The 22,214-nt window shown below is 68.7% G+C and carries 24 protein-coding genes; 13 read left to right on the top strand and 11 right to left on the bottom strand.

The features are described 5' to 3' along the window. Window positions 1-30: 30 nt before the first annotated feature. From NE235_RS37470 to NE235_RS17940, 3 genes are all read right to left on the bottom strand, one after another. The gene (locus tag NE235_RS37470; RefSeq protein WP_289848771.1) at window positions 31-288 is read right to left on the bottom strand and encodes a LysR family transcriptional regulator; all 258 of its coding nucleotides are present in this window, start codon (window positions 286-288) and stop codon (window positions 31-33) included. Window positions 289-435: 147 nt separating this feature from the next. Then, window positions 436-573, bottom strand: a complete 138-nt coding sequence (locus NE235_RS17945; protein WP_252804290.1) for a hypothetical protein — start codon at window positions 571-573, stop codon at window positions 436-438. A 70-nt stretch (window positions 574-643) separates the two neighbouring features. Further along, the gene (locus NE235_RS17940) at window positions 644-2,236 is read right to left on the bottom strand and encodes an alpha/beta fold hydrolase (protein WP_252804288.1); all 1,593 of its coding nucleotides are present in this window, start codon (window positions 2,234-2,236) and stop codon (window positions 644-646) included. 288 nt (window positions 2,237-2,524) lie between these two features. On the opposite strand from NE235_RS17940, the gene NE235_RS17935 reads away from it, so the two are divergent. Further along, window positions 2,525-3,055 (top strand): cytidine/deoxycytidylate deaminase family protein, encoded by a 531-nt coding sequence (locus NE235_RS17935; protein WP_406567592.1) that lies wholly within the window; start codon window positions 2,525-2,527, stop codon window positions 3,053-3,055. Window positions 3,056-3,104: 49 nt separating this feature from the next. Here NE235_RS17935 and NE235_RS17930 read toward each other — a convergent pair whose 3' ends face one another. The 6 genes from NE235_RS17930 to NE235_RS17905 all read right to left on the bottom strand — a co-directional run bounded on the left by NE235_RS17930 (window position 3,105) and on the right by NE235_RS17905 (window position 8,527). Then, window positions 3,105-3,461, bottom strand: coding sequence for an STAS domain-containing protein (locus NE235_RS17930; RefSeq protein ID WP_252804286.1), 357 nt, complete (start codon window positions 3,459-3,461; stop codon window positions 3,105-3,107). A 36-nt stretch (window positions 3,462-3,497) separates the two neighbouring features. Beyond that, window positions 3,498-3,887 carry an ATP-binding protein gene (locus NE235_RS17925; RefSeq protein WP_252804284.1) on the bottom strand — a complete coding sequence of 130 codons (390 nt, stop codon included), beginning with the start codon at window positions 3,885-3,887 and terminating at the stop codon, window positions 3,498-3,500. A gap of 332 nt (window positions 3,888-4,219) precedes the next feature. Continuing rightward, complete coding sequence (locus NE235_RS37465) at window positions 4,220-5,362, bottom strand: FHA domain-containing protein (protein ID WP_289848770.1); 1,143 nt, start codon at window positions 5,360-5,362, stop codon at window positions 4,220-4,222. Further along, a complete protein-coding gene (locus NE235_RS17915) occupies window positions 5,350-6,027 on the bottom strand; it encodes a 4Fe-4S single cluster domain-containing protein (protein ID WP_252804281.1) in 678 nt (225 codons plus the stop codon). Before NE235_RS17915 ends, NE235_RS37465 begins: the two co-directional genes overlap by 13 nt. Continuing rightward, window positions 6,024-7,835, bottom strand: a complete 1,812-nt coding sequence (locus NE235_RS17910; RefSeq protein WP_252804279.1) for an AAA family ATPase — start codon at window positions 7,833-7,835, stop codon at window positions 6,024-6,026. Before NE235_RS17910 ends, NE235_RS17915 begins: the two co-directional genes overlap by 4 nt. A gap of 98 nt (window positions 7,836-7,933) precedes the next feature. After that, entirely contained in the window at window positions 7,934-8,527 is a 594-nt protein-coding gene (locus NE235_RS17905) for a hypothetical protein (protein WP_252804277.1), read from the bottom strand. Between the two features lie 144 nt (window positions 8,528-8,671). Between NE235_RS17905 and NE235_RS17900 the strand changes: the two genes are divergently transcribed. The 3 genes from NE235_RS17900 to NE235_RS17890 all read left to right on the top strand — a co-directional run bounded on the left by NE235_RS17900 (window position 8,672) and on the right by NE235_RS17890 (window position 11,013). Continuing rightward, the gene (locus NE235_RS17900; RefSeq protein WP_252804275.1) at window positions 8,672-9,370 is read left to right on the top strand and encodes a hypothetical protein; all 699 of its coding nucleotides are present in this window, start codon (window positions 8,672-8,674) and stop codon (window positions 9,368-9,370) included. Between the two features lie 87 nt (window positions 9,371-9,457). Continuing rightward, window positions 9,458-9,655 carry a hypothetical protein gene (locus tag NE235_RS17895; RefSeq protein WP_252804273.1) on the top strand — a complete coding sequence of 66 codons (198 nt, stop codon included), beginning with the start codon at window positions 9,458-9,460 and terminating at the stop codon, window positions 9,653-9,655. Window positions 9,656-9,687: 32 nt separating this feature from the next. After that, window positions 9,688-11,013, top strand: a complete 1,326-nt coding sequence (locus NE235_RS17890) for a flotillin family protein (protein ID WP_252804271.1) — start codon at window positions 9,688-9,690, stop codon at window positions 11,011-11,013. Window positions 11,014-11,191: 178 nt separating this feature from the next. Here NE235_RS17890 and NE235_RS17885 read toward each other — a convergent pair whose 3' ends face one another. Next, window positions 11,192-11,398, bottom strand: coding sequence for a helix-turn-helix domain-containing protein (locus NE235_RS17885; RefSeq protein WP_252804269.1), 207 nt, complete (start codon window positions 11,396-11,398; stop codon window positions 11,192-11,194). 1,450 nt (window positions 11,399-12,848) lie between these two features. Here NE235_RS17885 and NE235_RS17880 point away from each other — a divergent pair. From NE235_RS17880 to hisC, 9 genes are all read left to right on the top strand, one after another. Further along, window positions 12,849-14,735: a glycosyltransferase gene (locus NE235_RS17880; RefSeq protein ID WP_252804268.1), complete on the top strand. Its 1,887-nt coding sequence runs from the start codon at window positions 12,849-12,851 to the stop codon at window positions 14,733-14,735. 35 nt (window positions 14,736-14,770) lie between these two features. Beyond that, window positions 14,771-15,823: a type III polyketide synthase gene (locus tag NE235_RS17875; protein ID WP_289848769.1), complete on the top strand. Its 1,053-nt coding sequence runs from the start codon at window positions 14,771-14,773 to the stop codon at window positions 15,821-15,823. A gap of 11 nt (window positions 15,824-15,834) precedes the next feature. Then, entirely contained in the window at window positions 15,835-16,758 is a 924-nt protein-coding gene (locus NE235_RS17870; RefSeq protein ID WP_252804266.1) for an aldo/keto reductase, read from the top strand. Next, window positions 16,755-17,153, top strand: coding sequence for a nuclear transport factor 2 family protein (locus NE235_RS17865; protein WP_252804264.1), 399 nt, complete (start codon window positions 16,755-16,757; stop codon window positions 17,151-17,153). Before NE235_RS17870 ends, NE235_RS17865 begins: the two co-directional genes overlap by 4 nt. Beyond that, window positions 17,150-18,340 (top strand): cytochrome P450, encoded by a 1,191-nt coding sequence (locus NE235_RS38225; protein WP_252804263.1) that lies wholly within the window; start codon window positions 17,150-17,152, stop codon window positions 18,338-18,340. The genes NE235_RS17865 and NE235_RS38225 overlap by 4 nt, the downstream gene beginning before the upstream one ends. 167 nt (window positions 18,341-18,507) lie before the next feature. Next, the gene (locus NE235_RS17855; protein ID WP_252804253.1) at window positions 18,508-19,182 is read left to right on the top strand and encodes an NUDIX hydrolase; all 675 of its coding nucleotides are present in this window, start codon (window positions 18,508-18,510) and stop codon (window positions 19,180-19,182) included. A gap of 34 nt (window positions 19,183-19,216) precedes the next feature. After that, window positions 19,217-19,522: a DUF6401 family natural product biosynthesis protein gene (locus NE235_RS17850; RefSeq protein ID WP_252804251.1), complete on the top strand. Its 306-nt coding sequence runs from the start codon at window positions 19,217-19,219 to the stop codon at window positions 19,520-19,522. Between the two features lie 142 nt (window positions 19,523-19,664). After that, window positions 19,665-19,988, top strand: a complete 324-nt coding sequence (locus tag NE235_RS17845) for a hypothetical protein (protein ID WP_252804249.1) — start codon at window positions 19,665-19,667, stop codon at window positions 19,986-19,988. A gap of 121 nt (window positions 19,989-20,109) precedes the next feature. Beyond that, the gene (gene hisC, locus NE235_RS17840; RefSeq protein ID WP_252804247.1) at window positions 20,110-21,189 is read left to right on the top strand and encodes a histidinol-phosphate transaminase; all 1,080 of its coding nucleotides are present in this window, start codon (window positions 20,110-20,112) and stop codon (window positions 21,187-21,189) included. On the opposite strand, the gene NE235_RS17835 is transcribed toward hisC, so the two are convergent. Beyond that, complete coding sequence (locus tag NE235_RS17835) at window positions 21,171-22,145, bottom strand: EamA family transporter (RefSeq protein ID WP_252804245.1); 975 nt, start codon at window positions 22,143-22,145, stop codon at window positions 21,171-21,173. The two genes, hisC and NE235_RS17835, sit on opposite strands and share 19 nt — an antisense overlap. Window positions 22,146-22,214 lie beyond the last annotated feature (69 nt).

The raw sequence follows: 22,214 nt of genomic DNA, 5'->3' as shown, positions 1-22,214 counted from the left end.
TCCACCATCGACACGGCAGGATCCTACTGATCACCCCAAATGAAACGACCTCTTAGCCCGCCGCGCCGCGCTCACCGCGGCCTCCGCCTCCCGCAGGAACGCGCGGCCGACCACGGTGGGCACCAGTCCGGTCGGCGTGCGGGCGAACAACTGCACGCCGAGTTCCCGCTCCAGGTTGCGGATCTGCTGGGACATCGACGGCTGGGCGACGTGCAGCAGCTCCGCCGCCGCCGTCACCGAGCCCTCCTGGGCGACGGCCAGGGCGTACTCGAACTGGCGAAGGCTCATGGACTCCCGTTCCCTCCCCGCGGCGGACCGCCGTCCACCCCTGTATCACTGTAATCACGGTAATCGCTGTAACAGTAGAAGGGTCGGCCTCGCGCCCGCGCTCATCGGTCAGACGGCGTCGAGTTCCAAGGCCAGGCAGGCCGGTGTTCAGACGCGGATGCCTTCGAGTACGAGCGTGAGGTGCCTGCGCCAGCCGGCGGCGCCGGTCATGTTCGCCATGGCGCCACGGGTGATGAGGACGAAGTCCTCTGCGCGGAAGTCCGTACGGAGGCGGCCGTGGGACAAGTCCCGTGCGATCGCGCACGGCGCTCCCACCCCCGGTGCCGGGGGTGGGAGCGCCGTGGCCGCGCGAACTTCAGGGCAGGTCGGGCCGTGCCGCGGAGAGGGCGGGGGCCGCCGGGGCCGGCTCGGGGTTCGCCTGGCAGACGGCGTCGATGCCCTTCCTGGCCGCCGGGCGGGTGCCGTCCTTCAGGTAGGCGCTGACGTGGTCGTTGAGGCAGACGTCATCGTTGGCCGACAGCGCCGCGTCCACGTTGTCACCGCCGCGCTCGAGGATGAGACGGGAGTTCGGGAACAGCCGGTGCGTCTCGTACGCGCCGGCGACTCCGTGCACGGGGTCGTTCTCCGGCTGCACCAGCAGGACGTTCACGTCAGGCCCGCCGACCTTCTGCGGCTTGTCGGCCGGCACCGGCCAGAAGGCGCACGGGGCGTTGGTCCAGGCGTTCCGCCAGGTCGCGAACGTGTCGCCCGCCCGGTACTGACGGGAGTAGTCGTTGTGCCAGCGCTTCCAGTCACGCGGCCAGGCGGCGTCGCGGCACTGGACCGCGTTGTACATCGCCTGGAGGTTCTGGTGGGGGTATCCCGGCTCGCTGAAGCCGGCCCGCAGCCCGGCCGGATCCTGGCGCAGCACCCAGTCGGCCAGCACCTTCGCGTGGTAGGGCCAGGAGTAATTGCGGTACACGTCGACCGAGAAGATGTCGTCGTATTCGGCAGGGCCGATCTTGCCGTCGATCGGCGCCTCGCGGACCGAGATCCTGCCCTCGAAGTAATTGTCCTCGACCTCGGCCTCGGTCGTGCCCAGGTGATAGACCGCGTCGTACTTGGCGATCCAGGCGAAGAAGAGTCTGGCCCGTTTCTCGGACGCGGCATTCTGGTCCAGACCGGCCTCGTACCAGACGCTGCTCGGCCGGGCCACGGTGTCCAGGATCATCCGGCGGACCCGGTTCGGGAACATCGACGCGTAGACCGAGCCGAGGTACGTGCCGTAGTCGTAGCCCAGGTAGTTGAGCCGTTCCTGGCCGAGCGCCCGCCGGATCATGTCCATGTCGCGGGCGCTGTCCTTGGTGCCGAGATACGTGAGCGCGTCGCCGTACCTGTCGCCGCAGCTCTGGGCGTACGCGCGGGCCTTGCCCAGCCACTCCTGTTCATCGGCGGCGGTGCGCGGTACGGGATCCGCCTGGGCGCGGCCGGGGTAGATGTAGCCGGGATCGCAGGTGACCATCGGTTCGCTGGCTCCGACGCCGCGCGGGTCGAAGCCGATCCAGTCGTACGTGGAGCCGATCGCCGTCGGCAGCCCGGTCGTTCCCCTGGCGAACCGGGTGGGCAGGTCGCGGCCGATTCCGCCGGGCCACTGGCCACGGTTCAGCAGCACGATGCCCTGGTACTGCGCGTCCGGCGCGGTGTGCTCGGCGCGGGTCAGCGCCAGGGTGATCTGCCGGCCGTGCGGCCGGCGGTAGTCGAGCGGAACCTTGAGCGAGCCGCATTCCAGCCCTTGGAGCAGGCCGCCCAGGACCGGGTCGTCGTCCGGGCAGGGCGACCAGGTGATGCCGCCGGCCGGTGCTTCGGCCGCCGGCGCCCCCGCCGTCGGTGCCGCCCCCGCCACCGGTGCCGTGACGACCGAGCTCACGAGCCCGGTCGCGGCCGCGGTGAGCACTACGAACTTCTTCACGATGTCCCCTTCTGCGCGGGCTCATCAAGGTCCCCGACTCCGCGCAGGTCGAAAGAATCACGGCAGTGGGGGGCCGACCAGGGACAACTCTCAATCGTGATAAGTCAGGAATTAGTCAAACACCCCCTTGTTTCGGGCCTAACGTAAACACCTCGGGCACCATCTGAAACCGGCTGAATCACGGCCAGGGAAGCGTGCGGAATCTGCTCAGAGGCCGGCTCGCCCACGACCGCTCCCATCCCGGGCACGCCGTCCGGCCGCGCCCCTAAGCTCTCGATGAGGAGCGTCGTGTCTCCCGGGGCGTGGTGGGTCGCCGTCGCCGTACGTCAGGCCGAGAGGAAGGGGTGCCGGGTGTCCTCCGCACCGTCCAGTGGTTCCGGGGACCGGCGATGGCTGTCCCTCGCCGTCGAGCTGGCCGGGCAGTGCCCGCCGAGTGACACCGCCTTCTCGGTCGGCTGCGTGATCGTCGATGAGCACGGAGCCGAGATCTCCCGGGGCTTCTCGCGCGAGAGACCGGACCTCCACGCCGAGGAGTCCGCGCTCGGCAAGGTCGCGCCCGATGACGAGCGGCTGCGCGGTGCCACGCTGTACAGCTCCCTCGAGCCCTGTACGCGGCGCAGGTCCCGGCCTCGGACGTGCGCCGAGCTGATCCTCGCCTCCCCGATCCGGCGGGTCGTCGTCGCCTGGCGCGAGCCGCCGGTCTTCGTCGCCGACGCGCACGGCGTCCAGGCTCTGGAGGCCGCCGGCGTCACCGTCGTGGAGATCCCCGAACTCGCCGGCGCGGCGGCGAGGACGAACGCCCACATCCTCGACCGCTGACGCATGGCTCCGTCGCGGCGGGAGGCGCTCTCGGCGGGCGGGAGCGGCCTCAGGCGTGGCTCTCGGTGCCCTCCAGGGCGGCGGCGACGTCGTCGTACATGGGGAGGCGCTGGGCCAGGCCGGTGATCCACAGGACGCGTGCGGTGCGGTACTGGGCGCCCGCCAGGGCGAGGTAGCCGTCTCCGCCGGCGGTCAGGCGCTTCCAGTAGGAGACGACCGTGCTCAGCGCACTGGTGTCCATGAAGTCCAGGCCGGTCAGGTCGAGGATGATTCTCGCGCCGTGCTCCCGGATGGTCTTGTCCAGGCACGTGACGAGCTCAGCCCGGCTGATGATGTCCAACTCGCCGCTGATGTGCAGGACGGTACGGTCGCCATGCCGGCTGGAGGAAAGTTCGAGCGCTGCCATGGTGCCCCCTCGGCCTCGGAGGACCAACGGTACCGGTCAGACGTACCGCCGCGCCGTCGAGGAGAGTTCCAATCGTACGACGGTGCCGCTGTCGCCTGTGCTGATGGAGACGGCCGAGCAGATCTGGCGGGCGACCCAGATGCCCATGCCGCCCTCGGCCTCGGGCGGGGGCGGGGTGGCGCCGGGCGCGGCCGAGAGGTACCAGGTGCCGCTGTCGTGGATCTCGGCGATGACACGGCCGTCCTCGGCCCACATGCGCAGCTCCGCGTGGTCCGACCCGTGCCGGACGGCGTTCGTGGCGATCTCGTTGACGGCGATCACCAGGTCGCCGATCAGGCCGTCGTCGACCTTGTATCGGCGGGCGTGCTCCTCGGCGAAGCGGCGCACGCCTGGCAGCTGTTCCGCCGTGAACTTCATCTCGTTCATGGGGCCGGCCGAATCGTTCGGTGGTGGCTGCCAGGACTCTGCTATGGGGTGTCTGACCGCCATAACGAGCCCTCGCATGTCTGTCTCACCGTGCCCCTCATTCGAGGTCATACTCATCCGTGCCACCGCGACTCGGTTTCTGCCTCGTGTCATGTACCCAATTGACGTCCTTTAGTGCACGCCGCGAGCGTGTTGTCGGGACTTCTTTCGGTGACGGCGGGAGATCGGCGTGGCAGGGGAGGAGCGGCCGAACGCGCGGGAGGTGCCGGTCGCTGATCCACGACGGCCCGGCCCCGAGGACACGGGACCGGGCCGGCACGGAAGAGACCACCTCAGCGGCCGAACCTGACCTGGCCACGCGCGTCGGCGGCGAGTCGTACGGAGTCGCCGTCCCGCAGCGGCGCCTGTTCGCCCGGCCCGAGCCGCCGGTCGTTGACGAACGTGCCGTTCGTCGAGCGCTCGTCGCGCACCCACGCCTGGCCGGTGCCGTCGACGCCCAGCACCGCGTGCCGGCGGGACACGTTGTCGAACCGCGAGAACGTGCCGGCGACCGGCGACTGCACCGGGTCACGGCCGAGGACGAGCTCCTGGCCCGCGGTGACCTGCACCTCGCCCGAGGAGAACTGGACGAACACCGTGACCTGCTGCGGGCCGGGCCCGCCGGGCTGGTCGTGCAGCGGGCGCAGGCAGTTGACGCAGACGGGGTTGCCGACATCGGGGATGTCGGCGCCGCAGTGCGGGCAGAACGGCGTGAACGCGGCCGTCGACTCGCCGCCGGTCATGGTCGGCTCACGCGGCGGCGGCGGCACGTGCGGCGCGCCCGGCCCGCCGTAGCCGCCTCCGTAACCCTGCTGCTGCGGCGGGGCGTACTGCTGCTGGGGCTGCCCGCCGTAGGGCGGCTGCTGGTCCTGCTGCGGCGGTGCGCCGTACGGGGACGCGTCCTGCTGGGGCGGCGCGCCGTACGACGGCTGGCCCTGCGCCGGCGGGTACGGGTTGCCCCGCTGCTGGTCCGGTGGTGCGCCGTAGGACTGCTGCGCGCCGCCGTATGGAGACGGGTCGTGCTGCTGGGGCTGCCCGCCGTAGGGCGGCTGCTGGTCCTGCTGCGGCGGCCCGCCGTACGGCTGCTGCTCCTGCGCCGCGCCGTAGGACTGCGGCGGCTGGTCCTGCCCGTACGGGGGCTGCTGCTGGGGCGCGCCGTACGGCTGCTGGTAGTCCTGCTGCGGTGCGCCGTACGGCTGCTGCGGCGCGCCGTACTGGTCCTGCTGCGGTGCGCCGTACTGCGGCTGCTGGTCCTGTGGCGCGCCGTACTGCTGCTGCCCGTACGGCGACTGCCCCTGGTCCTGCGGCGGGTAACCGCCGGGCTGCTGCGGTGCCGGGGGTGCCTCCCGCCGGGCCAGGTTCGCTCCGCAGTTGATGCAGATGAGATCCCCTTGCCGTACCGGCGCGGCACAGACCGGGCATGTCAGGGGCGCCATGAAACCTCCCCGGCGTGTACCCCGGAGAGCGAGAGTCGCTGCGTCAGCCGCTCCATGTCGCCCCTCCGAGGAATCCCGATGTAGTAGATACGGTTGTCTTCCACCGAAACCTGCATATGGGGGGGTTCTTCGCCCCTCTCCGCGTCACCATAGCGTTTCCTGCCAAGGTCGCTGACGGTGATGAGCTGTTGGTTCGACGATCCACGCCACCGAAGCCCCCGATCTACCTGGTTCAGGCGTTCAATGTACGGTCCCGTGACCACCGCATCGCACAGCTCCAGGAGTTCGCGCGTGCGGGCGGACCGCCGCAGCCGTGACGCGGCGTAACCGCTGTACACCAGAATGTCGACCTCCGGCGGTGCCCAGGCACGGATGCCGAGCAGCAGGGCGCGCAGCGCCTCCGGCTGCTGGAAGGGCTCGCCCCCCGAGATCGTGACGCCGTCGACGCCGGTCAGCGACCGCAGCCAGCCGAGGACCGCGGAGACCGGGATGGCGGTCCGCGGGTCCGCCTCCCAGGTGTCGCGGGACAGGCAGCCGGGGCAGTGGATGGTGCAGCCCTGGGTCCAGATGCCCGCCCGGCGGCCCGGTCCCAGGGTCGTGACCGGGAAGTGCGCCTTGGCCAGCAGGAGTGTCCGCTCCTGGCCACCGGTCTCGCCGGCGGTCACCGCAGGTCCAGCCGGACGATGCTGCCGTTGCGGTGCACGCCCGAGACCGTCACGTCGCCGGTCGGGCCCAGGTCGAACAGCGCGCGGGCGAGGGGGTTGATGAAGTACGACTCCAGGGCCATGCCGATGCCCCGGCCGCCCTTGTCGAGCTCGCTCGTGCACCAGGCGCGCAGGGTCGCGGTCACCTCGTCCGACAGGCGCAGCTTCATGTGGTGTTCGTCACTCACGCGGCGGCAGATGTTGGCCAGCTGCAGATCGAAGATCTTGTCCGCCGCCTCGGGACCGATGAAGTCGAAGATCACGATGTTGTCGCCGAAGCGGTTGAGCAGCTCCGGGCGGTTCAGCGCGGTCGTGAAGTGCTCGGTGACCGCGCTGCGCACCTGGGCCTCCAGGTCCTCGTACGGCATGCCGGGCCGGATGCCCCGCGTGCCGAGGTTGGAGGTGAAGACGAGGATCGACTCGGAGAAGAACGCGGTGTTGCCCCGGCCGTCGGTGAGCCGCCCGTCCTCCAGGATCTGCAGGAACTTGTCGAGGATGCGCGGATGGGCCTTCTCGATCTCGTCGAACAGGATCACCCGGAACGGGTCCTGGCGGACCGCGTTGGTCAGCTCGCCGCCGGCCTCGAAACCGACGTAGCCCGGCGGGGAGCCGATGAGCCGGTCCCCCGCGTGCTCGGCGGAGAACTCGCTCATGTCGAAGCGGAGGTAGGCGTCCTCGTTGCCGAACACGAGCGAGGTGATGGCCTTCGCCAGTTCGGTCTTGCCGACGCCGGTCGGCCCGGCGAAGAACAGCACGCCGCGCGGGCGGCTGGAGGCGCGGGCGGCCTGCGCGCCGGACAGGCCCAGCACCGCGCGCTTGAGGATGTCCAGGGTCTTGGTGACCGCCTGCGGCTGCCCGACGACGCGCGACGGCACCCGCTCCTCGCCGTCGACGATGCGCCGGCGCAGGTGCTCGCGCTTCCAGGGGTTGTCGAGCACGCCCAGCTTGTACGTGCGGACGGCGTCGGGCAGGTCGTGCAGCGGGACGTCGCGCTCCTTGGCGAGCCGGGTGATCTCGATCATCGCCTGGAGGGTGAGGCCCTCCGCCTCCTGGGCGAAGTCGTCGGTGACGTCGACGTCCGGATCGGTCGTCTCGAACGCCCGGGCCAGCAGGCGCGCGGTCTGCTGCCGGTCGCCGAGGTGGGGGCGCGGGATGGCGATCTCGCGGACCGCGTCGTTGTCGGCGGTGAACCACTGCGGCAGGTCACCGGGGCGGTCGGCCAGCCAGATGACCGGGTTGTACAGCGGTTTGGGCCGGTCGCCGTCCCCGCGCACCGGCAGGGCCGTGCGGGACAGTTTCTCGCAGAACACGAAGAAGTCGCGCTCGGCGGGTTCGAGGTCGGTGGGGCTGCGCGCGATCCGGGAGGCGTAGTCGATGACGAACGCGGCGCGGATCTGCCGGGCCGGGCGGGCCAGCGCGCCGAGGTACGTGCGGAGCCCTTCGAGGGAGGGCGGCTTGCGCTCGTCGACGCGGCTGCCGAAGAGGCTCGCCGCGGCGTCCGCGGCGGCCGTGTCGTCGGCGGGGAGGACACGCAGCCCGTCGACGCGGTCGTAGACCACCATGAAGGAGTAGCCGCTGCGGCGGAGCGCCTCCCAGAGCAGCTCACGCAGCGGGAAGAGGCGGCCCTCGTCGGGGACGAGGAAGCTGTCGTGCAGGTTGCCCCACAGGACGTACTGCGCGTGGACGGACAGGGTGGCGTCCAGCTCGCGGACGAACGCGGGCCAGCTCGCCAGTCGTGTGTCGCCCGAAGGGCCCGGCTGCGTTGTCACCCGGTAGAGCCTAATCGCTGCGCGGCCCGTTCACCGGAGGGTGACGACCGCGTGGCCCGGAACGGCGGGAGTCACGCGATCGTCACCGTACGGCTCCTTCAGCCGCCGACCGCGCTCGCCGGCGGCTCCTTGTCTTTGAAGCCGGCACCGGCGCTCGCGGCGTCCTTGTGGAACCCGGCGACGCCACCGGCGACCGAGCCGATCAGCCCGGAGTCGACGTTCCCGCCCTTGAGCTTGCCGTGCAGGTCCTTCATCGACGCGGTGAGCTTGTCGATGGGGCCGATGAGCACCTTGCAGAGCGTGGGGTCGGCCTGGGCGTTCGCCTTCGCCCGCCGGAGCTGGTCGAAGGCGAAGATGGCGGCCGCGGCCGCCTTGACGATCGTCCGCTTCCGCTTGGGCGCGCCGCTGTTGAACGCGCCCGCCCGGTACGGCTTGTAGATGTAGCGCCGGAACGTGCCCGCCGCCAGCCCGGCGTTGGTGAGGAACCGCGTCTTGACGAAGTGCCTCTGCCTCGTGGTCGGGCAGGCCGCCGGAGTGGCCGTCTGCCCGTAGCCCCCTGGTGCGGACGCGCCCGGGGCCGCCGGCGCTCCGGCGGCCGGAGGCCGGGCCTCCGGCCGGTTCTTCGTGCCGCCGCCGCACCCGGACAGGACGAGCAGCATCACGGAAATGATGACGAAAGAATTGCGGAGCATTCGTTTCCCCCGAATAGCCCACTGAGTCGGACAATGCAGATGCGTCCTCGGCATCGCATTTCCTTTTTACCGTGCAGGCGACCGTGGCGGGCGATCGTGGACGTTCGATGGTCCAAGTCGGTAAGTGCGATATCGTCATTCGATGTGACATCACGGAGCTTCTGCGCCCTCGTTTTGCTGCTCTTGGCCGCGGCCGGCTGTGGCCAGGACCGGCGGCCCGAGCCGACGGACACGGCGCCGACGGGCCCGCCGGCCTCGGAGGGGTACAACGCCGATCAGCTGACTCAGGCGCTCCTCACCGACATTCCCGGATATGAGCATTCGGGAGTGTCGCAATCGGGGCAGTACGGCACGCTCACGTCCGTACGGAATGCCCTCCAGATGCAGCAGGCCGCGAAACTCGACAAACCCGAATGCGCGTCGTCGACGCGCGCCGTCTCCTCGAACAAGGACGTCTGGTCCGCGCCGGCGGCGTTCGTCGCGTTCGCCAAGGGCCGGGACCAGACCGTCTCGGAGATCCTGATGGCGGTCGGCCCGGACGTGGCCGCGCAGCAGGTCGGGCTCCGCGTCCCCGCCTCGTGCCGGAGCTTCCGGGCGAGCGTCGGCGGCCGCTGGTCGACCGGCTCGATCGTCGAGGCGCGGGGCGCGCGCATCGGGGAGGCCACCCGGACCGTCGGCGTGGCGACGACGACGGGCGCCGCGACGGTGAAGACCTGGTACGTCGTGCTGCGCTCGCGCGGATACCTCGCCGCCATCACCCTCTTCGGGCCGAACGCGACCCGGGACGAGGCCGAGAACCTGGCCCGGCAGGCGTACCAGCAGGCCGAGCGCATCCTGCCGTGAACACCCGCGCAACATCGGGCGGCCGGGCTCTAGAGGCGGAGTGATCGCGGCGGGTACGGTTTCGCTGAGGAGAAGGAGGACGCCGTGGTGGGCAGGCAGGGCCGGGTGACCGGCAGGATCGGTCCCGGCCTGGTCGGCGAGGTGATGATCCCGATCCGCGGTGGGGTGGAGGCGTTCTACGCCTACCCGGCGATCGACGGCGAAGAGATGGCGGTGGGCTCGCTCGTGGTGGTGATGGATTACCACCCACCGCGAACCGTCTACGTCTCCTCTGCGTCTATTTGACGTCCTAACCGCTCGGCTCCCTAGGAGGAGCGATGCCGATAGTCGCCGTGGCGATCGGTGTGGTCGTCGCCATCTTGGTCCTCGTCATCCTGTTCAAGGCGGTCTGGCGGGTCGCCGAACCCAACGAGGCACTGATCATCTCGGGGCTCGGAGCCCGTGCGCACAACCGGGACACCGCCGAAAGTCTCGGCTTCAAGATCACGACGGGCAAGGGCACCATGGTCCTCCCCGGGTTCCAGACCTGCCGGCGGCTCTCGCTGGACACCCGGGTCTCTGGGCTCGAGGTCACCTGCGTGACCTCCCAGGGCATCAAGGTGCACGTCCGCGGTGTGGTGATCTACAAGGTGGGTGACGACTTCACCTCCATCGCCAACGCCGCCCGGCGCTTCCTCGACCAGCAGAAGCAGATGGACGACAAGACGCACCAGCTGTTCGCCGGGCACCTGCGCTCCATCGTCGGCAACCTCACCGTCGAGGACCTGCTGCGCGACCGCGACCGGCTCACCAACCAGGTCCGCACCTCCTCCGCCGACGAGATGGGCAAGCTCGGCCTGGTCGTCGACTCGCTGCAGATACAGGACATCGAGGACGAGGTCGGCTACATCGACAACCTCGGTAAGCCGAACTCCGCCGCCGTCGCCGCGGCCGCGCGCATCGCGCAGGCCCAGCGGAACCAGGAGGCCACCCAGGCGGAGCAGATGGCCGAGCAGGCCAACGCCGCCCAGATCCGCGACACCGAGATCAAGAAGCGGGAGTACCAGGGCCAGGTCGACCAGGCCGCGGCCGAGGCCAAGCAGCAGGTCATCCTCAAGGAGACCAAGAACGCCGAGCTGGAGGCCGACCGCAAGGAGAAGGCCCTGGAGGCTGAGGTTCGCAAGCCCGCGGACGCGAAGGCGTACGAGCGGGTCACCCTCGCCGAGGCCGAGCGGCAGGCGGCGGTGGCGAAGGCCCAGGCCGAGTCGGAGGCCACCAAGATGACCGGCCAGGCCGAGGCCGAGGCGACCCGCGTCAAGGGTCTCGCCGAGGCGGAGGCGATCAAGGCCAGGGCCGACGCGCTCGCGGAGAACCAGGAGGCGGTCATCGCCCAGCAGCTCGCCGAGAACTGGCCCGAGATCGTCGCCGCCGGCGCGAAGGTGTTCGGCAACGTCGACAACATGGTCGTGCTGAACGGCGCGGAGGGCGTCGAGGACATGCTCGCCAAGGCCCTCACCCTCGGCGGCACCGGTCTCGGCGTCGCCCGGCAGCTGCTCGCGTCGATGAACGACGGTCGGCAGCAGATCGCGTCCCCCAACGGAAAGCCGGTCGCGCCGGAGAAGGCCGCGCCGGGAACGGCCGCGGACACCGGCGGCGCGGCCTGATGACCCGGCCCGCCGTCCGTACGGCCCGGTGGTTCCCCGGGCCGTACGGACGCCGCCCTCCCGCTCCTTGCCGTCGTCGGGGCGGCGCCTCGAGCCGTACGGGAGCCGGATGGCGCCTCGAGCCGTCGGTCGTCCTGGGCGGTGCCGGGCCGAAGAGGGCTTGGAGCATCGCGCTTGCTCACGCCGCATCCTCCTCTTCGAGCTGAGCGACGAACTCGGCGAGCGCAGCCGCCGGAATCCTCCGGAGGCCACCGATCTTCACCGAGCGGAGCGCCCCCGAGCGCATCAGTTCGTAGACCTTCGTCCGTCCGACTCCCAGCGCATCGGCGGCGTCTTCAGGACGCACGAGGCGCGCCGGAAGGCGGCTGACACCGGCATCGGTCATCACGCGGCACCTTCGCCTATGGCCATGGGAGCCAGGGCGCCGAACGGTGCAGCCCGACCACTTCACCGCTGTGCATCCCGTACGCCAGCGCGATCACGATGGCGACCTCGAAGCGGTGACCGGTCACGGTGCCGAGGAGCTGCCAAGGCGGCGGCGCAAGTTCCGCCGTAGGCCGCCCGTTCCGGCACGTCCGACAGGCCTACGGCGACTTGCAGGCCGCCCCGCTCACCAGTCACGGATCCGGTAGACGCGTCAAAAGCCTGCCAGCTCAGGGGACGTCATTACTGGCTGCCTCGGTGTGCATCTTCCCGCTTTCAGTTCCGCAGCGGCGGTGCGGTAACGGATTTTCCTCCGCGGGATCCGGGGCGGGGCGGATGGTGGGTCTCGGACAGCGGCCGGCCCCGCGCCGTAGTGACGCGGGTCCGGAGCGGTGGATGCCCGTACCCGCTCGTGCAGACGAACGGGAAGTCACGGTGGGGCGGACCTCCGTAGCCCGGGTTCCGCGTAGGTCGAACGCCCTGGGAGCCGTGGAGGCCACGCTGACCGTGGGGGAAATGCCTACCTCGGCAGAATAGGCAACGTTGCCGATATTCCGACAGTCTCCGGTGAGGATAAGGTCATCGGCACGCATGGGCGATGGATGAGATCGTCATATTTGAAAGGAGGGCTCGGCATGGTTCGTAAGCTGCTGGTCACCGGACTGGCGGCCGCGGGGATCGCGGCGGCGGACGCTACCGCAGGCGCTGCGGCAGCCGCCAACGATTGGCAAAGGGTGGCATATTAATCAACCCACGATAGTTGTGTCGCCGCCGGCGATGCATGGTATGCCTCGCGGGGCCACAACATCTCATGTGTGATGAACTCTGACAGGAACAACTAACTGTGGGTCGGCCACAAGAAGTAACTCTTTTCCTCGACCCGTCGTTCTCGGAATGGCGGGCCGCCTATGACGTGCAGATCACCGTTATCGCACACGGCGGGTGGCCGGCGGCCCGGACGCCGGCGCGCAGATGGCTGAGCCCAGGAGTCACCCACAAGGCCCTCACCTTCGCAGCCGACAAGGTCGATGGCGGCCTCTTGCCTCCACCTTCGACGCGGGGCCGCCGCCCCGCAGTGCTGCTGTTCGGTGGCTCAGACGGGTATCGCTCGGGCTGATACGGCCTCGGCGCAAGCCTTATTCTCCCAGCTGAGAAGCGCTTTTCTCATGTAAACGCTCAGATCACCCGCCGCGCGCATGAAAGCGCGGGGCTGATGAGGGATGGCTGGGAGCAAATCCGGGTGTACTCCTCCGCCGTGGCGGTGCCGATGATGACGTGGTCGCCTCGCGTACGCCCTCCGGCCGGTGGTGGACGAGGTGGAGGCCGGGTACTTGCAACCGTCTTCAGATCAGTGAGAAAGGTGACATTTGAACGGCGTTATAACCACAGTTACCGTGTTCTGCGTCGCTCAGATGCTCGCCGCCATCCTGATGGCGCGCAACCCTCGTCACCGAGGGCTATATCAACGATCTCGGCTACAACAAAGCGTTCCCCTGGTCAACTTCCTGTGCTTCGGAGCAGGGTGGTCGATCAGCGTGGCATTCGGCGGTGATCCGCTGCTCGCTCTCGTCGTCGCAGGCTGCGGGGGCGTGGCGGGTGTCCTGACGGGGCGGAAACTAACCGATTTTTGGCCGGCGGGTTCGGTGTTCATGGTGACGATCGCAGTGTTGTGCGTGCTGCCGATCGTCTGGACCACAGTGTTTCTGAGGTACATCATCGAACATGGTGTTAGCGCCGAGACGATATTCCTGGTATCGGTCGGTGCCATCCTGTACACCGTCTTTTTGCCGTCCGACCTGTTGGCGCAACTCGAGCGGTGGCAGATCGTGCTGCGATGCAGATGGCGGAGGGCGCGCAGCAGCGTAAAGCCCTGTCCACCGGGGTACGCGCCAATGGTCTCGGTGCAGGTCCCGATCCACGCCGAGCCGCCAGAAATCGTCATCCAGACACTCAACGCACTGAGTCAGCTGAATTACACGAACTACGAAGTCCTGGTCATCGACAACAACACGGCCGATGAGGACCTGTGGCGGCCGGTGGAGCGTCACTGTGCGATGCTGGGCCCTCGATTCCGATTCCTGCACGTTGAAGGAATCACCGGTGCCAAGGCGGGCGCGCTGAACTGGGCTCGGCCCTATATGAATCCCGGCACCGAACTGGTGGGCGTGGTCGACGCCGACTACGTGGTGGCCCCGGACTGGCTCACGCACGCAGTCGGCCACTTCGTAGATCTCCGCATGGGTTTCGTCCAGTACCCGCACGCATACCGTGACTACGAGTCGTCGGTCTTCCGCAGCATGGCCAATGCGGAATACCGCGGATTCTTCTACTCCGACATGATCGGGCTCGACGAGAATCGGGCAGGCATTACGGTGGGCACCATGTCGCTGATCCGCCTGGCCGCTCTCGATAAGGCCGGAGGCTGGGCGGAGTGGTGTTTGACCGAGGATTCCGAGCTGGCCATCCGCATTCACGCCTGCGGATACACGTCGACCTACGTCGAGCGGCCCTACGGCTGGGGCCTGATACCCGACACCTGGAGCGGTTACAAGAAGCAGCGATTTCGATGGACCTACGGCCCGGTACAGGAGCTGCGCAGGCATGCCGGGCTTTTTCGTCCGGGGAGGCGACGGATACCGTCGATGCTCGACCTCACCCAACGGATCTACCACGCGAACCATGGTGTGAAGAACGCGATTGAGGGAATCCGTTTCGCCGGCCTGGTGCTCGGACCGGCGCTCCTGCTCTCCATGATCGCGCACCGCGATACCTGGCCCTTGCCGCTTGCCTGGATCGTCCCCCTCGCCGCCATATCCATCGGCAGGCAGGCCCTGCGCTGGACCCTGTGCCGGAACATCCTGGGATTCGATATCCGTGATTACGTCGGATGGGCGCTGGCCTCAACGGCGCTCACCTACACGATAGGCCAAGCCTCACTGGCGGCTCTCCTGGGCCGGAAGGCCATCTGGCGAAGGACCGATAAGTTCCGCCGAATACAGCCTAGGTTCGCAGCTTTGCAGAGCGCTGCCGCAGAGGGCGTATTCGCCGTGGTCTTCCTGGCATTCACCGTACTGTCGGTGACCGTCCTGCCGATGGGCATCCTGTCCGTGGCGATAGCGTATGGCTTCCTGACAAAGTCGATCACTTTTGCCGCGGCACCGGTGTTGTCGTATCTGTCGGATCGCGAGCAGCGGAAGAGCTTCGGCCCACCTCAGAATGGTTCGGCCCTATCGGCGTCCGACCACGCATCATCCATCGCTGGTCCGGGAAACACTTTGGCGTCGGCAGGCAACTACTGACGGCACTTATTTTCAAGTGGAGAGAGGGAGCTCGGATGCCCGTTATCTGCAAGCCTGCTCTAGCAGTGCCGGAGAACGTCATTACCTTGGACGACACTCTTGAATTGGCGCAGCGGCTTCATTCTGATCATCCACGGCTGGGGCTGGCCTTGCGACTCATTCGCAACACGGGTGTGCTGAAGCGACATCTGGTCCAGCCCATTGAGGCGACTCTGACCCATCCGGGGCTGACTGAACGCACCAGAATCTACGTGGAGCAGGCGACGCGCAGGATACCTTCGGCGGTCGACGAGGCGCTGCGGAACGCCGCCTTGGAGGCGGGGGACATCGACGCGATCGTCGTCGTCTCCTGCACGGGGTTCACCATGCCGCCGCTCAGTACCTGGATGATCAACAATCTCGGTTTCCGGTCGGACACCGTGCAGATACCCATCGCTCAACTGGGGTGTGCCGCCGGGGGCGCCGCGCTCGGACGCGCGTACGACTTCGCCGTCGCCCATCCCGGCGCCAATGTGTTGGTCGTCTCCTGTGAGTTCTGCTCCCTGTGCTATCAACCGTCCGATCTCGAGGTCGGCAATCTGCTGTCCAATGGCCTCTTCGGCGATGCCGTAGCGGCCTGTGTGGTGACCGGGCACGACCGGCCTGGACTGATGATCGACAGGGTGGGTTCCCGGATTGTCGCCGACACAGAGGATTGGATCTCGTACGAGGTGCGAGAAACAGGGTTTCATTTCCGGCTGGATAAGCGAGTGCCTGGCACTATGCGGCAGATCGCGCCGGAATTGGAGAAATTCGTGGCCGAGAATAGCCGGCACGTCGACGAGCTTGACGTGTACGTCATCCATGCCGGCGGGCCGCGCATTCTGGACGACCTTTCGATGTACCTCGGAGTGAAGCCGGAAAAGTTCGATCTCAGCCGGGAGACATTGCGGGAGTACGGCAATATCGCCTCCGCCGTCGTGTTCGACGCGCTACGCAGGACGTTCGAGAGGCAGGACATCCCGGACGGTGCCAGTGGCCTGCTGGCGGGATTCGGGCCTGGTATCACCGCGGAGATGGTGCTGGGCACCTGGCGCGGTAACTCGTGAAAGGATTGATCATGACCGTATCGACATCGTCGGCCAACGAGTTCCTGCTCGGTGGGGAGACGCCGGTCAACCGGCTGGGCTATGGCGCCATGTGGTTGACCGGGCCGGGTATGTGGGGTCCGCCCGAGCGGCCCGAGGAGGCCATCGCCGTTCTGCGGCGCGCCGTGGAGCTCGGTGTGACGTTCATCGACACTGCGGATTCCTACGGACCGGGGTACAACGAGGAGATCATCCGCGCGGCGCTGCATCCGTACCCTGAAGACCTGATCATCGCTACCAAGGGTGGGATGCTGCGCTCTGGGCCGACGGACTGGCAGCACGGCGAGGGAACAACTCCGTACATCGTCGCCTGTGGCCGTCCTGAGTACCTGCGTCAGCAGGTCGAAGTCAGTCTGCTACGCCTGGGCGTCGAGCAGATCGGTATGTACCAGCTGCACCGCATCGACAGCACGGTTCCGCTCGAGGATCAGCTGGGTGCCCTGACCGACATGCAGGCCGAGGGGAAGATTCGTCACATCGGTCTGTCCGGACAGCCGGAGATCACCATCGAGCAGCTCACAGCGGCGCGTGCCATCACCGAGATCGTCGCTGTGGAGAACTTGTACAACGTGGCCGACCGGGCCGGCGAGAAAGTGCTGCGCCACGTCGAGGAGGAAGGCATTGCCTTCATCCCCTGGTTCCCGCTCGGCCACGGCGACCTGGTCGGTTCCGGCAGCCGTCTCGCCGAGGTGGCTGCCGACTTCGGTGCCACCGCCGCTCAGCTCGCCCTCGCCTGGCTGCTGCGCCAGTCGCCCAACACCATCCTGATTCCCGGCACCACCTCGATCGCGCATCTGGAACAGAACATGGCAGCGCGCGACGTCCGGCTGACGGATGACCAGTGGCGTGAGGTGGAGGAAGCCGCCGCCCGAATGAAGCCGTGGAGGCCCGCATGACCATCGACACCCCGCACCCGAACGCGGAAACGCTTCGCCTGCTGTACAAGGACTTCAGTCTGTTGGAGAAGTACGCGACGGAGGACGTGAAGCTGCACCCCGCCGACCGTGCGCCTGGTTATTCCCCGGTGCAGGGCAAGCAGGCTGTCCTCCGCCACGAGCGGGCGCTGCTCGATGCGACCCGCGGAACCCTGCTCATGGACGTCGAAGCAATTCACGCCAACGAATCATTCGGCGCGGTTCTCGGTACGCTCCGCGCGTCGGTCGACGGCGAGGTCGCCATGCCCTTCTGCGGACTATGGCGGTTCTCCGACGGGCTGATCACCGAGCATTGGGAGAACGCCTACGACGCGCCATCCCTGACCCGGGCGCTCAGCGGAAAGGCGTCGTCGTGACGCCCTCCCCCAAACCGGTGATCGGCCAGGCCATCGACGGTCTGGAACTCGACGCCGACCTTGCCGTCCTCCTCGAGGACGCGCCGATCACCCGGATCACACTCCCTTACGGCGATCCCGCTTGGCTGCTGTCCCGCTACTCGGACATCCAGGCCGTGACCAACGACTCCCGCTTCACCAGGGCAGCGCTGGGCGTCACCGTGGACCCGCCTCGCGTCACGCCGACGTTCATCGTGCCGCCGGATGCCGTACAGCGCAAAGACCTCCCGCGGTCGGCCATGATGCGCGAGTCGATCGGCAAGGGCATCAACCACCGGCGGATGCGTGCCTACTCCGAAGTCGTGCAGCAGGTAGTCGAAGCGGCCATCGACGACCTGGTGCGGCACGGCCGGCCGGGCGATCTCATCGAGACCGTGTCCTCCAGGGTCCCGCTGACCGTCATGGGCCGCCTTATGGACATCCCCCGGCCGGTGCTGGATGACATCCGCAGGTGGACCACCTCGCTCTTCAGCATGGAACCGGAGCGGCACGAGGAAACCGCTGCAGCCAAGAAGGGCTTGTTCGGCTATCTGGGCGGACTGCTCCAGGAACGTCGCGCGCATCCGGGCGGCGACATGGCGAGCCGGTTGATAGCCGACTCCGGCGGGCTGACCGACGGAGAGATCATTACGGCTCTGGGCCAGCTGCTGGCGATCGGCATCGCCCCGACGAACGCGCTGCTCGGCGACATCCTTTACGCCATGCTGACACGCCCTGGGCAGGTGGAGAGGTTCCGTTCCGACCCGGCCGGCATCCCCCGATTCATCGAAGAGACCGCCCGGTACACCCAGGTGCTCGTCGGATTCGGCCCAGCGCTGGTCGCGCTCGAAGACGTGCATTTCGACGGCGTGACCATCGCGGCAGGAGAGTCGGTGGTCTACTCGTATGCCAGCGGCAACCGCGACCCGGCCGTCTTTGAGCGCCCGGCGGAGTTCGACGACTCCCGGACTGGCACCAAACACCTGATGTTCGGCGCGGGCCAGCACGCCTGCGTGGGTCAACACTTCTCCCGCCTGGTATTTGAGACCGTCCTCACTACGCTCGTCACCCGCCTGCCCGGCATCGAACTCGCCGTTCCGGAGAACGAGATCCGCTGGGACGGCCGCACGATCTGGCGCTTCCCGGAGACGTTGCCCGTGAACTGGTGACCGGGATGTGCCGGTCGGTTCCGAACCCGGCCACACCCGAAGCTGTTCCTGCCGTCCATTCGACCTTCGATCGCGTACGGGCCGGCGAGGAACGCCGCCTGATGTGATGAGGGCCGGAGCGTTCGCTCTCGGCCCTCGGAGGCCGCGCGGCCCGATAGCGTAACGGCATGACCGACGCGCGGGTGGCCGTCACCGTCGATCTCGTCGTCCTCACGGTTCGCGAGCATCGGCTGTGCGCGCTCGTCTGGCGCCGGGACCGGCCGCCGTCCCCCGGGGCTTGGTCCCTGCCCGGCGGGTTCGTGCAACTCGACGAGGACCTGCCCGTCGCGGCCCAGCGGCTGATGGCCGAGCGGGCGGGCCTGGCCGGGGTGCGGGTGCATCTGGAGCAGCTGGCGACCTACGGCTACCCGGACCGCGATCCGCGGCAGCGGGTGGTCAGCGTGGCGTATCTGGGGCTCGCTCCGGACCTGCCGGCCTCCAGCCGGGCGCAGGTGCTGTGGGAGCCGGTCGGGGACCTGACCGAGCGCGACAAGGCGGCGTTCGACCATCGCCGCATCCTCCTCGACGGGGTCGAGCGGGCCCGCGCGAAGCTGGAGTACTCCCCGCTCGCGGCGGCGTTCTGCCCGCCGGAGTTCACGGTCGCGGAGCTGCGGCGGGTGTACGAGATCGTGTGGGGCACGCCGCTCGATCCCCGGAACTTCCACCGGAAGGTGACGAAGGCCGAGGGGTTCCTGGTGCCGACGGACCGCACGACGACGCGGGACGGCGGGCGGCCCGCGCGCCTTTACCGCCGGGGCAGCGCCGAGTCACTGCACCCGCCGATGATGCGACCGGGCTGTTGACGAGGCATTTGTCCGGTTTTGGTACCTTCCTGCCATGCCTGAGGACGTTGCACGCGAGCTCGTACGCCAGATGATCGACGAGGTCGGCGAGGACGGCGTGGCGGCGATGGGACGTCTGCCGGGACTCGCCGCCGCGGTCGACCAGCACGCGGCGGCGATCCGCGACCTCGTCGCGGGGGCCGGCCGGGAACTCACCCCGCAGTTCCTCCGGGAGTACCTCGACGAGTTCACCGACGCCGCCATCGAGCGCGGCTGGTGGCCGGACGAGGCGTTCGACTTCGAGACCGTCCGCGTGATCGCCATCTGCGCGCTCATCCGTGAACTCGAGGCGCTCGCCTAGCACGCGGCGGTGCGCGCCCTGCTCGACCAGGGCGCCTCGCACGCGGATTTCCAGAAGCCGTTGATCAAACTTTTTGCCTCGGGTCAGGATCATACAGAGCAGCAAACGCATTTCAGCGAATCCACCAGACCGGAGGCTACCCATGAACCTCGACGACCTGCTCATGATCGCGATGCTCGTCGGCAGTTCCGTGCTCGCCGGGGCCGTCACTTACGCGCTCACCGGCCGTGATCTCAAGGGACCTGCCAGGGTGGCGGCCTCTCTGCTCAGCGCCTTCCTTGTGGGTGCGACGTCGCTGTTCGTTCCCTGGCTTCCCCTGCTCGCCTTTCTGGCCACCATGGTGGGCTATCTGGTAATGCGCCGCCTGCTCAAGCCCGGCCTCGCTCTTGCCGCCTCGGCGGTCGTTCTCTTCGGCGGTCTCTCATCCGCGGTGATGCTCATGGCCGCCGCCCTGGACCGAATGTGACAGTGGAGCGGACGCCCGCAGGAGAACCAAGTGATGCTCCTAGGCCTAAGCCCTGGTGGCGACAGGGACCCGCCTCGCTTCGTACAGTGAGGCCGTACGTCTCCGTCCCGGGAGGACAAGGGTGTCCGAGCAGCGCAGTCCACGTTTCCGTTCCGTGCTCGACGACTACGTCGCGTACAAGCCCGGCAAGGTCGCCCGGTCACCGGAGGGCCGGTCGTTCAAGCTGTCCTCGAACGAGTCCCCGTACGGGCCGCTGCCCTCGGTGCTCGAGGCGATCAGCGGCGCGGGCGGGCTCGTCAACCGGTACCCCGACAACGGCTGCGTCGCGCTGGTCGAGGCGATCGCCGGGCGGTTCGGCGTGCCCCCGGAGCATGTCGCCGTCGGCTGCGGGTCCGTCGGCGTCGCCCAGATGCTGCTGGAGGCCGTCGGTGAGCCGGGCGTCGAGGTCGTGTACGCCTGGCGGTCCTTCGAGGCCTATCCCACCCTCGCCGACCTGGCCGGCGTCACCTCGGTCCGCGTGCCGCTGGCCGAGGAGACCCACGACCTGCGGGTGATGGCCGACGCCATCACCGACCGGACCCGCCTGATCTTCGTCTGCAACCCGAACAACCCGACCGGCACGGTCGTGCGGCGCCCGGAGCTGGAGGCGTTCCTCGACCGGGTGCCGGAGGACTGCCTCGTCGTGCTCGACGAGGCCTACCACGAGTACATCCGCGACCCCGAGGTCCCGGACGGGCTCACGCTCTACGGCGACCGGCCGAACCTCGCGGTCCTGCGCACCTTCTCCAAGGCGTACGGGCTGGCGGGCCTGCGGATCGGCTTCATGGTCGCCCAGCCGCACATCGCCGAGCAGGTGCGCAAGACCTACCTGCCGTTCACGGTCAGCTCCGTCGCCCAGGTGGCCGCGGTGGCGTCCCTGGAGGCCGAGGCCGAGCTCCTCGAACGCGTCGAGGCGACCGTCAAGGAGCGCGAGCGGGTCCGCGACACGCTGCTGGGCCAGGGCTGGACGGTGCCGCCCACCGAGGCGAACTTCGTGTGGCTGCGCCTCGGGGAGGACACCATGGACTTCTCCGCGGCCTGCGACGCCGCCGGGGTCAGCGTCCGGCCGTTCCCCGGCGAGGGCGCGCGCGTCTCGATCGGCGCGCCCGAGGAGAACGACGCCTTCCTCGCCGTCGCGGAGGCCTACCGCGGCCGTTCCTGAGCCGCTGGCTCGGCGGCCGGTTCGCTCCCGGCCGCCGGACCCGGCTCCGCGTCCGTACGGGGGCGGCGCTCCGTCGACACGACGAGACCGACCCCCAGGATGATGACCAGTCCGCCGGCGAGGATCGTCCACGTCGCGTGCTCGCCCGCGAACGCCACGCCGAGCAGCACCGCCACCGCAGGGTTGACGTAGGCGTACGTCCCGACGAGGGAGATCGGGGCGTTGCCGAGCAGCCACACGTACGACGTGAAGGCCACGAGCGAGCCGAAGACGATCAGGTAGGCCAGACCCAGCCAGGACGCCCGCGAGACCTCGCCGAGGTGCAGCGTCTCGCCGCGCCCGAAGCCGGCGGCGAGCAGGGCGACACCGCCCGCGGCCATCTCGTACACGCTCGCGGCGAAGGGGTTCTCCGGCATCGGCAGCCGGGAGGACAGGAACGATCCGATCGACCACGACAGTGAGGCGACCAGGACCACCACCACGCCGGTCACGTCGCCCGAGCCGCCGCCGCGGGTGAGGGTCAGCAGCGCCAGCCCGCCGAAGCCGACGAGCACCCCCGCGACCGTCGTGACCGGCGGGCGGTCGCCGGTGGCCACCCGGAACACGACGAGCCACAGCGGAACGCTCGCGACGAGCAGCGCGGCCAGGCCCGAGGAGATGTGCTGCTCCGCGATGCCGACCATGCCGTTGCCGCCGGTCAGCAGCAACAGGCCGACGAGGGCGGCGGTGCCGAGACGGCGCCACGGCACGCGCAGCACGGAGGGGCCGCGCAGGATCACCAGGACGGCGCCGAGCACGACGGCCGCGACGACGAACCGGAGCCCGGCGCTGACCAGCGGCGGCATCGTCTGGACGACGTAGTGGATGCCGAGGTAGGTCGAGCCCCAGACGACGTACACGATCGACAGGGTCGCCCACGTCAGCGGCGAGCGGGAGTCATGAGTCTGTGTGGTCATGGCTCATTACACGGTAGTGGCTGGGGCGTTCTCCGCGCCACGCCCTTTTCCGGCCCCTGACCCCACGGA

The sequence above is a fragment of the Actinoallomurus spadix genome, assembly GCF_024055725.1.
Taxonomy (GTDB): domain Bacteria; phylum Actinomycetota; class Actinomycetes; order Streptosporangiales; family Streptosporangiaceae; genus Actinoallomurus; species Actinoallomurus spadix.
Note: the sequence above shows the minus strand (reverse complement) of the source record. Positions and strands in the feature narration are given on the sequence as shown.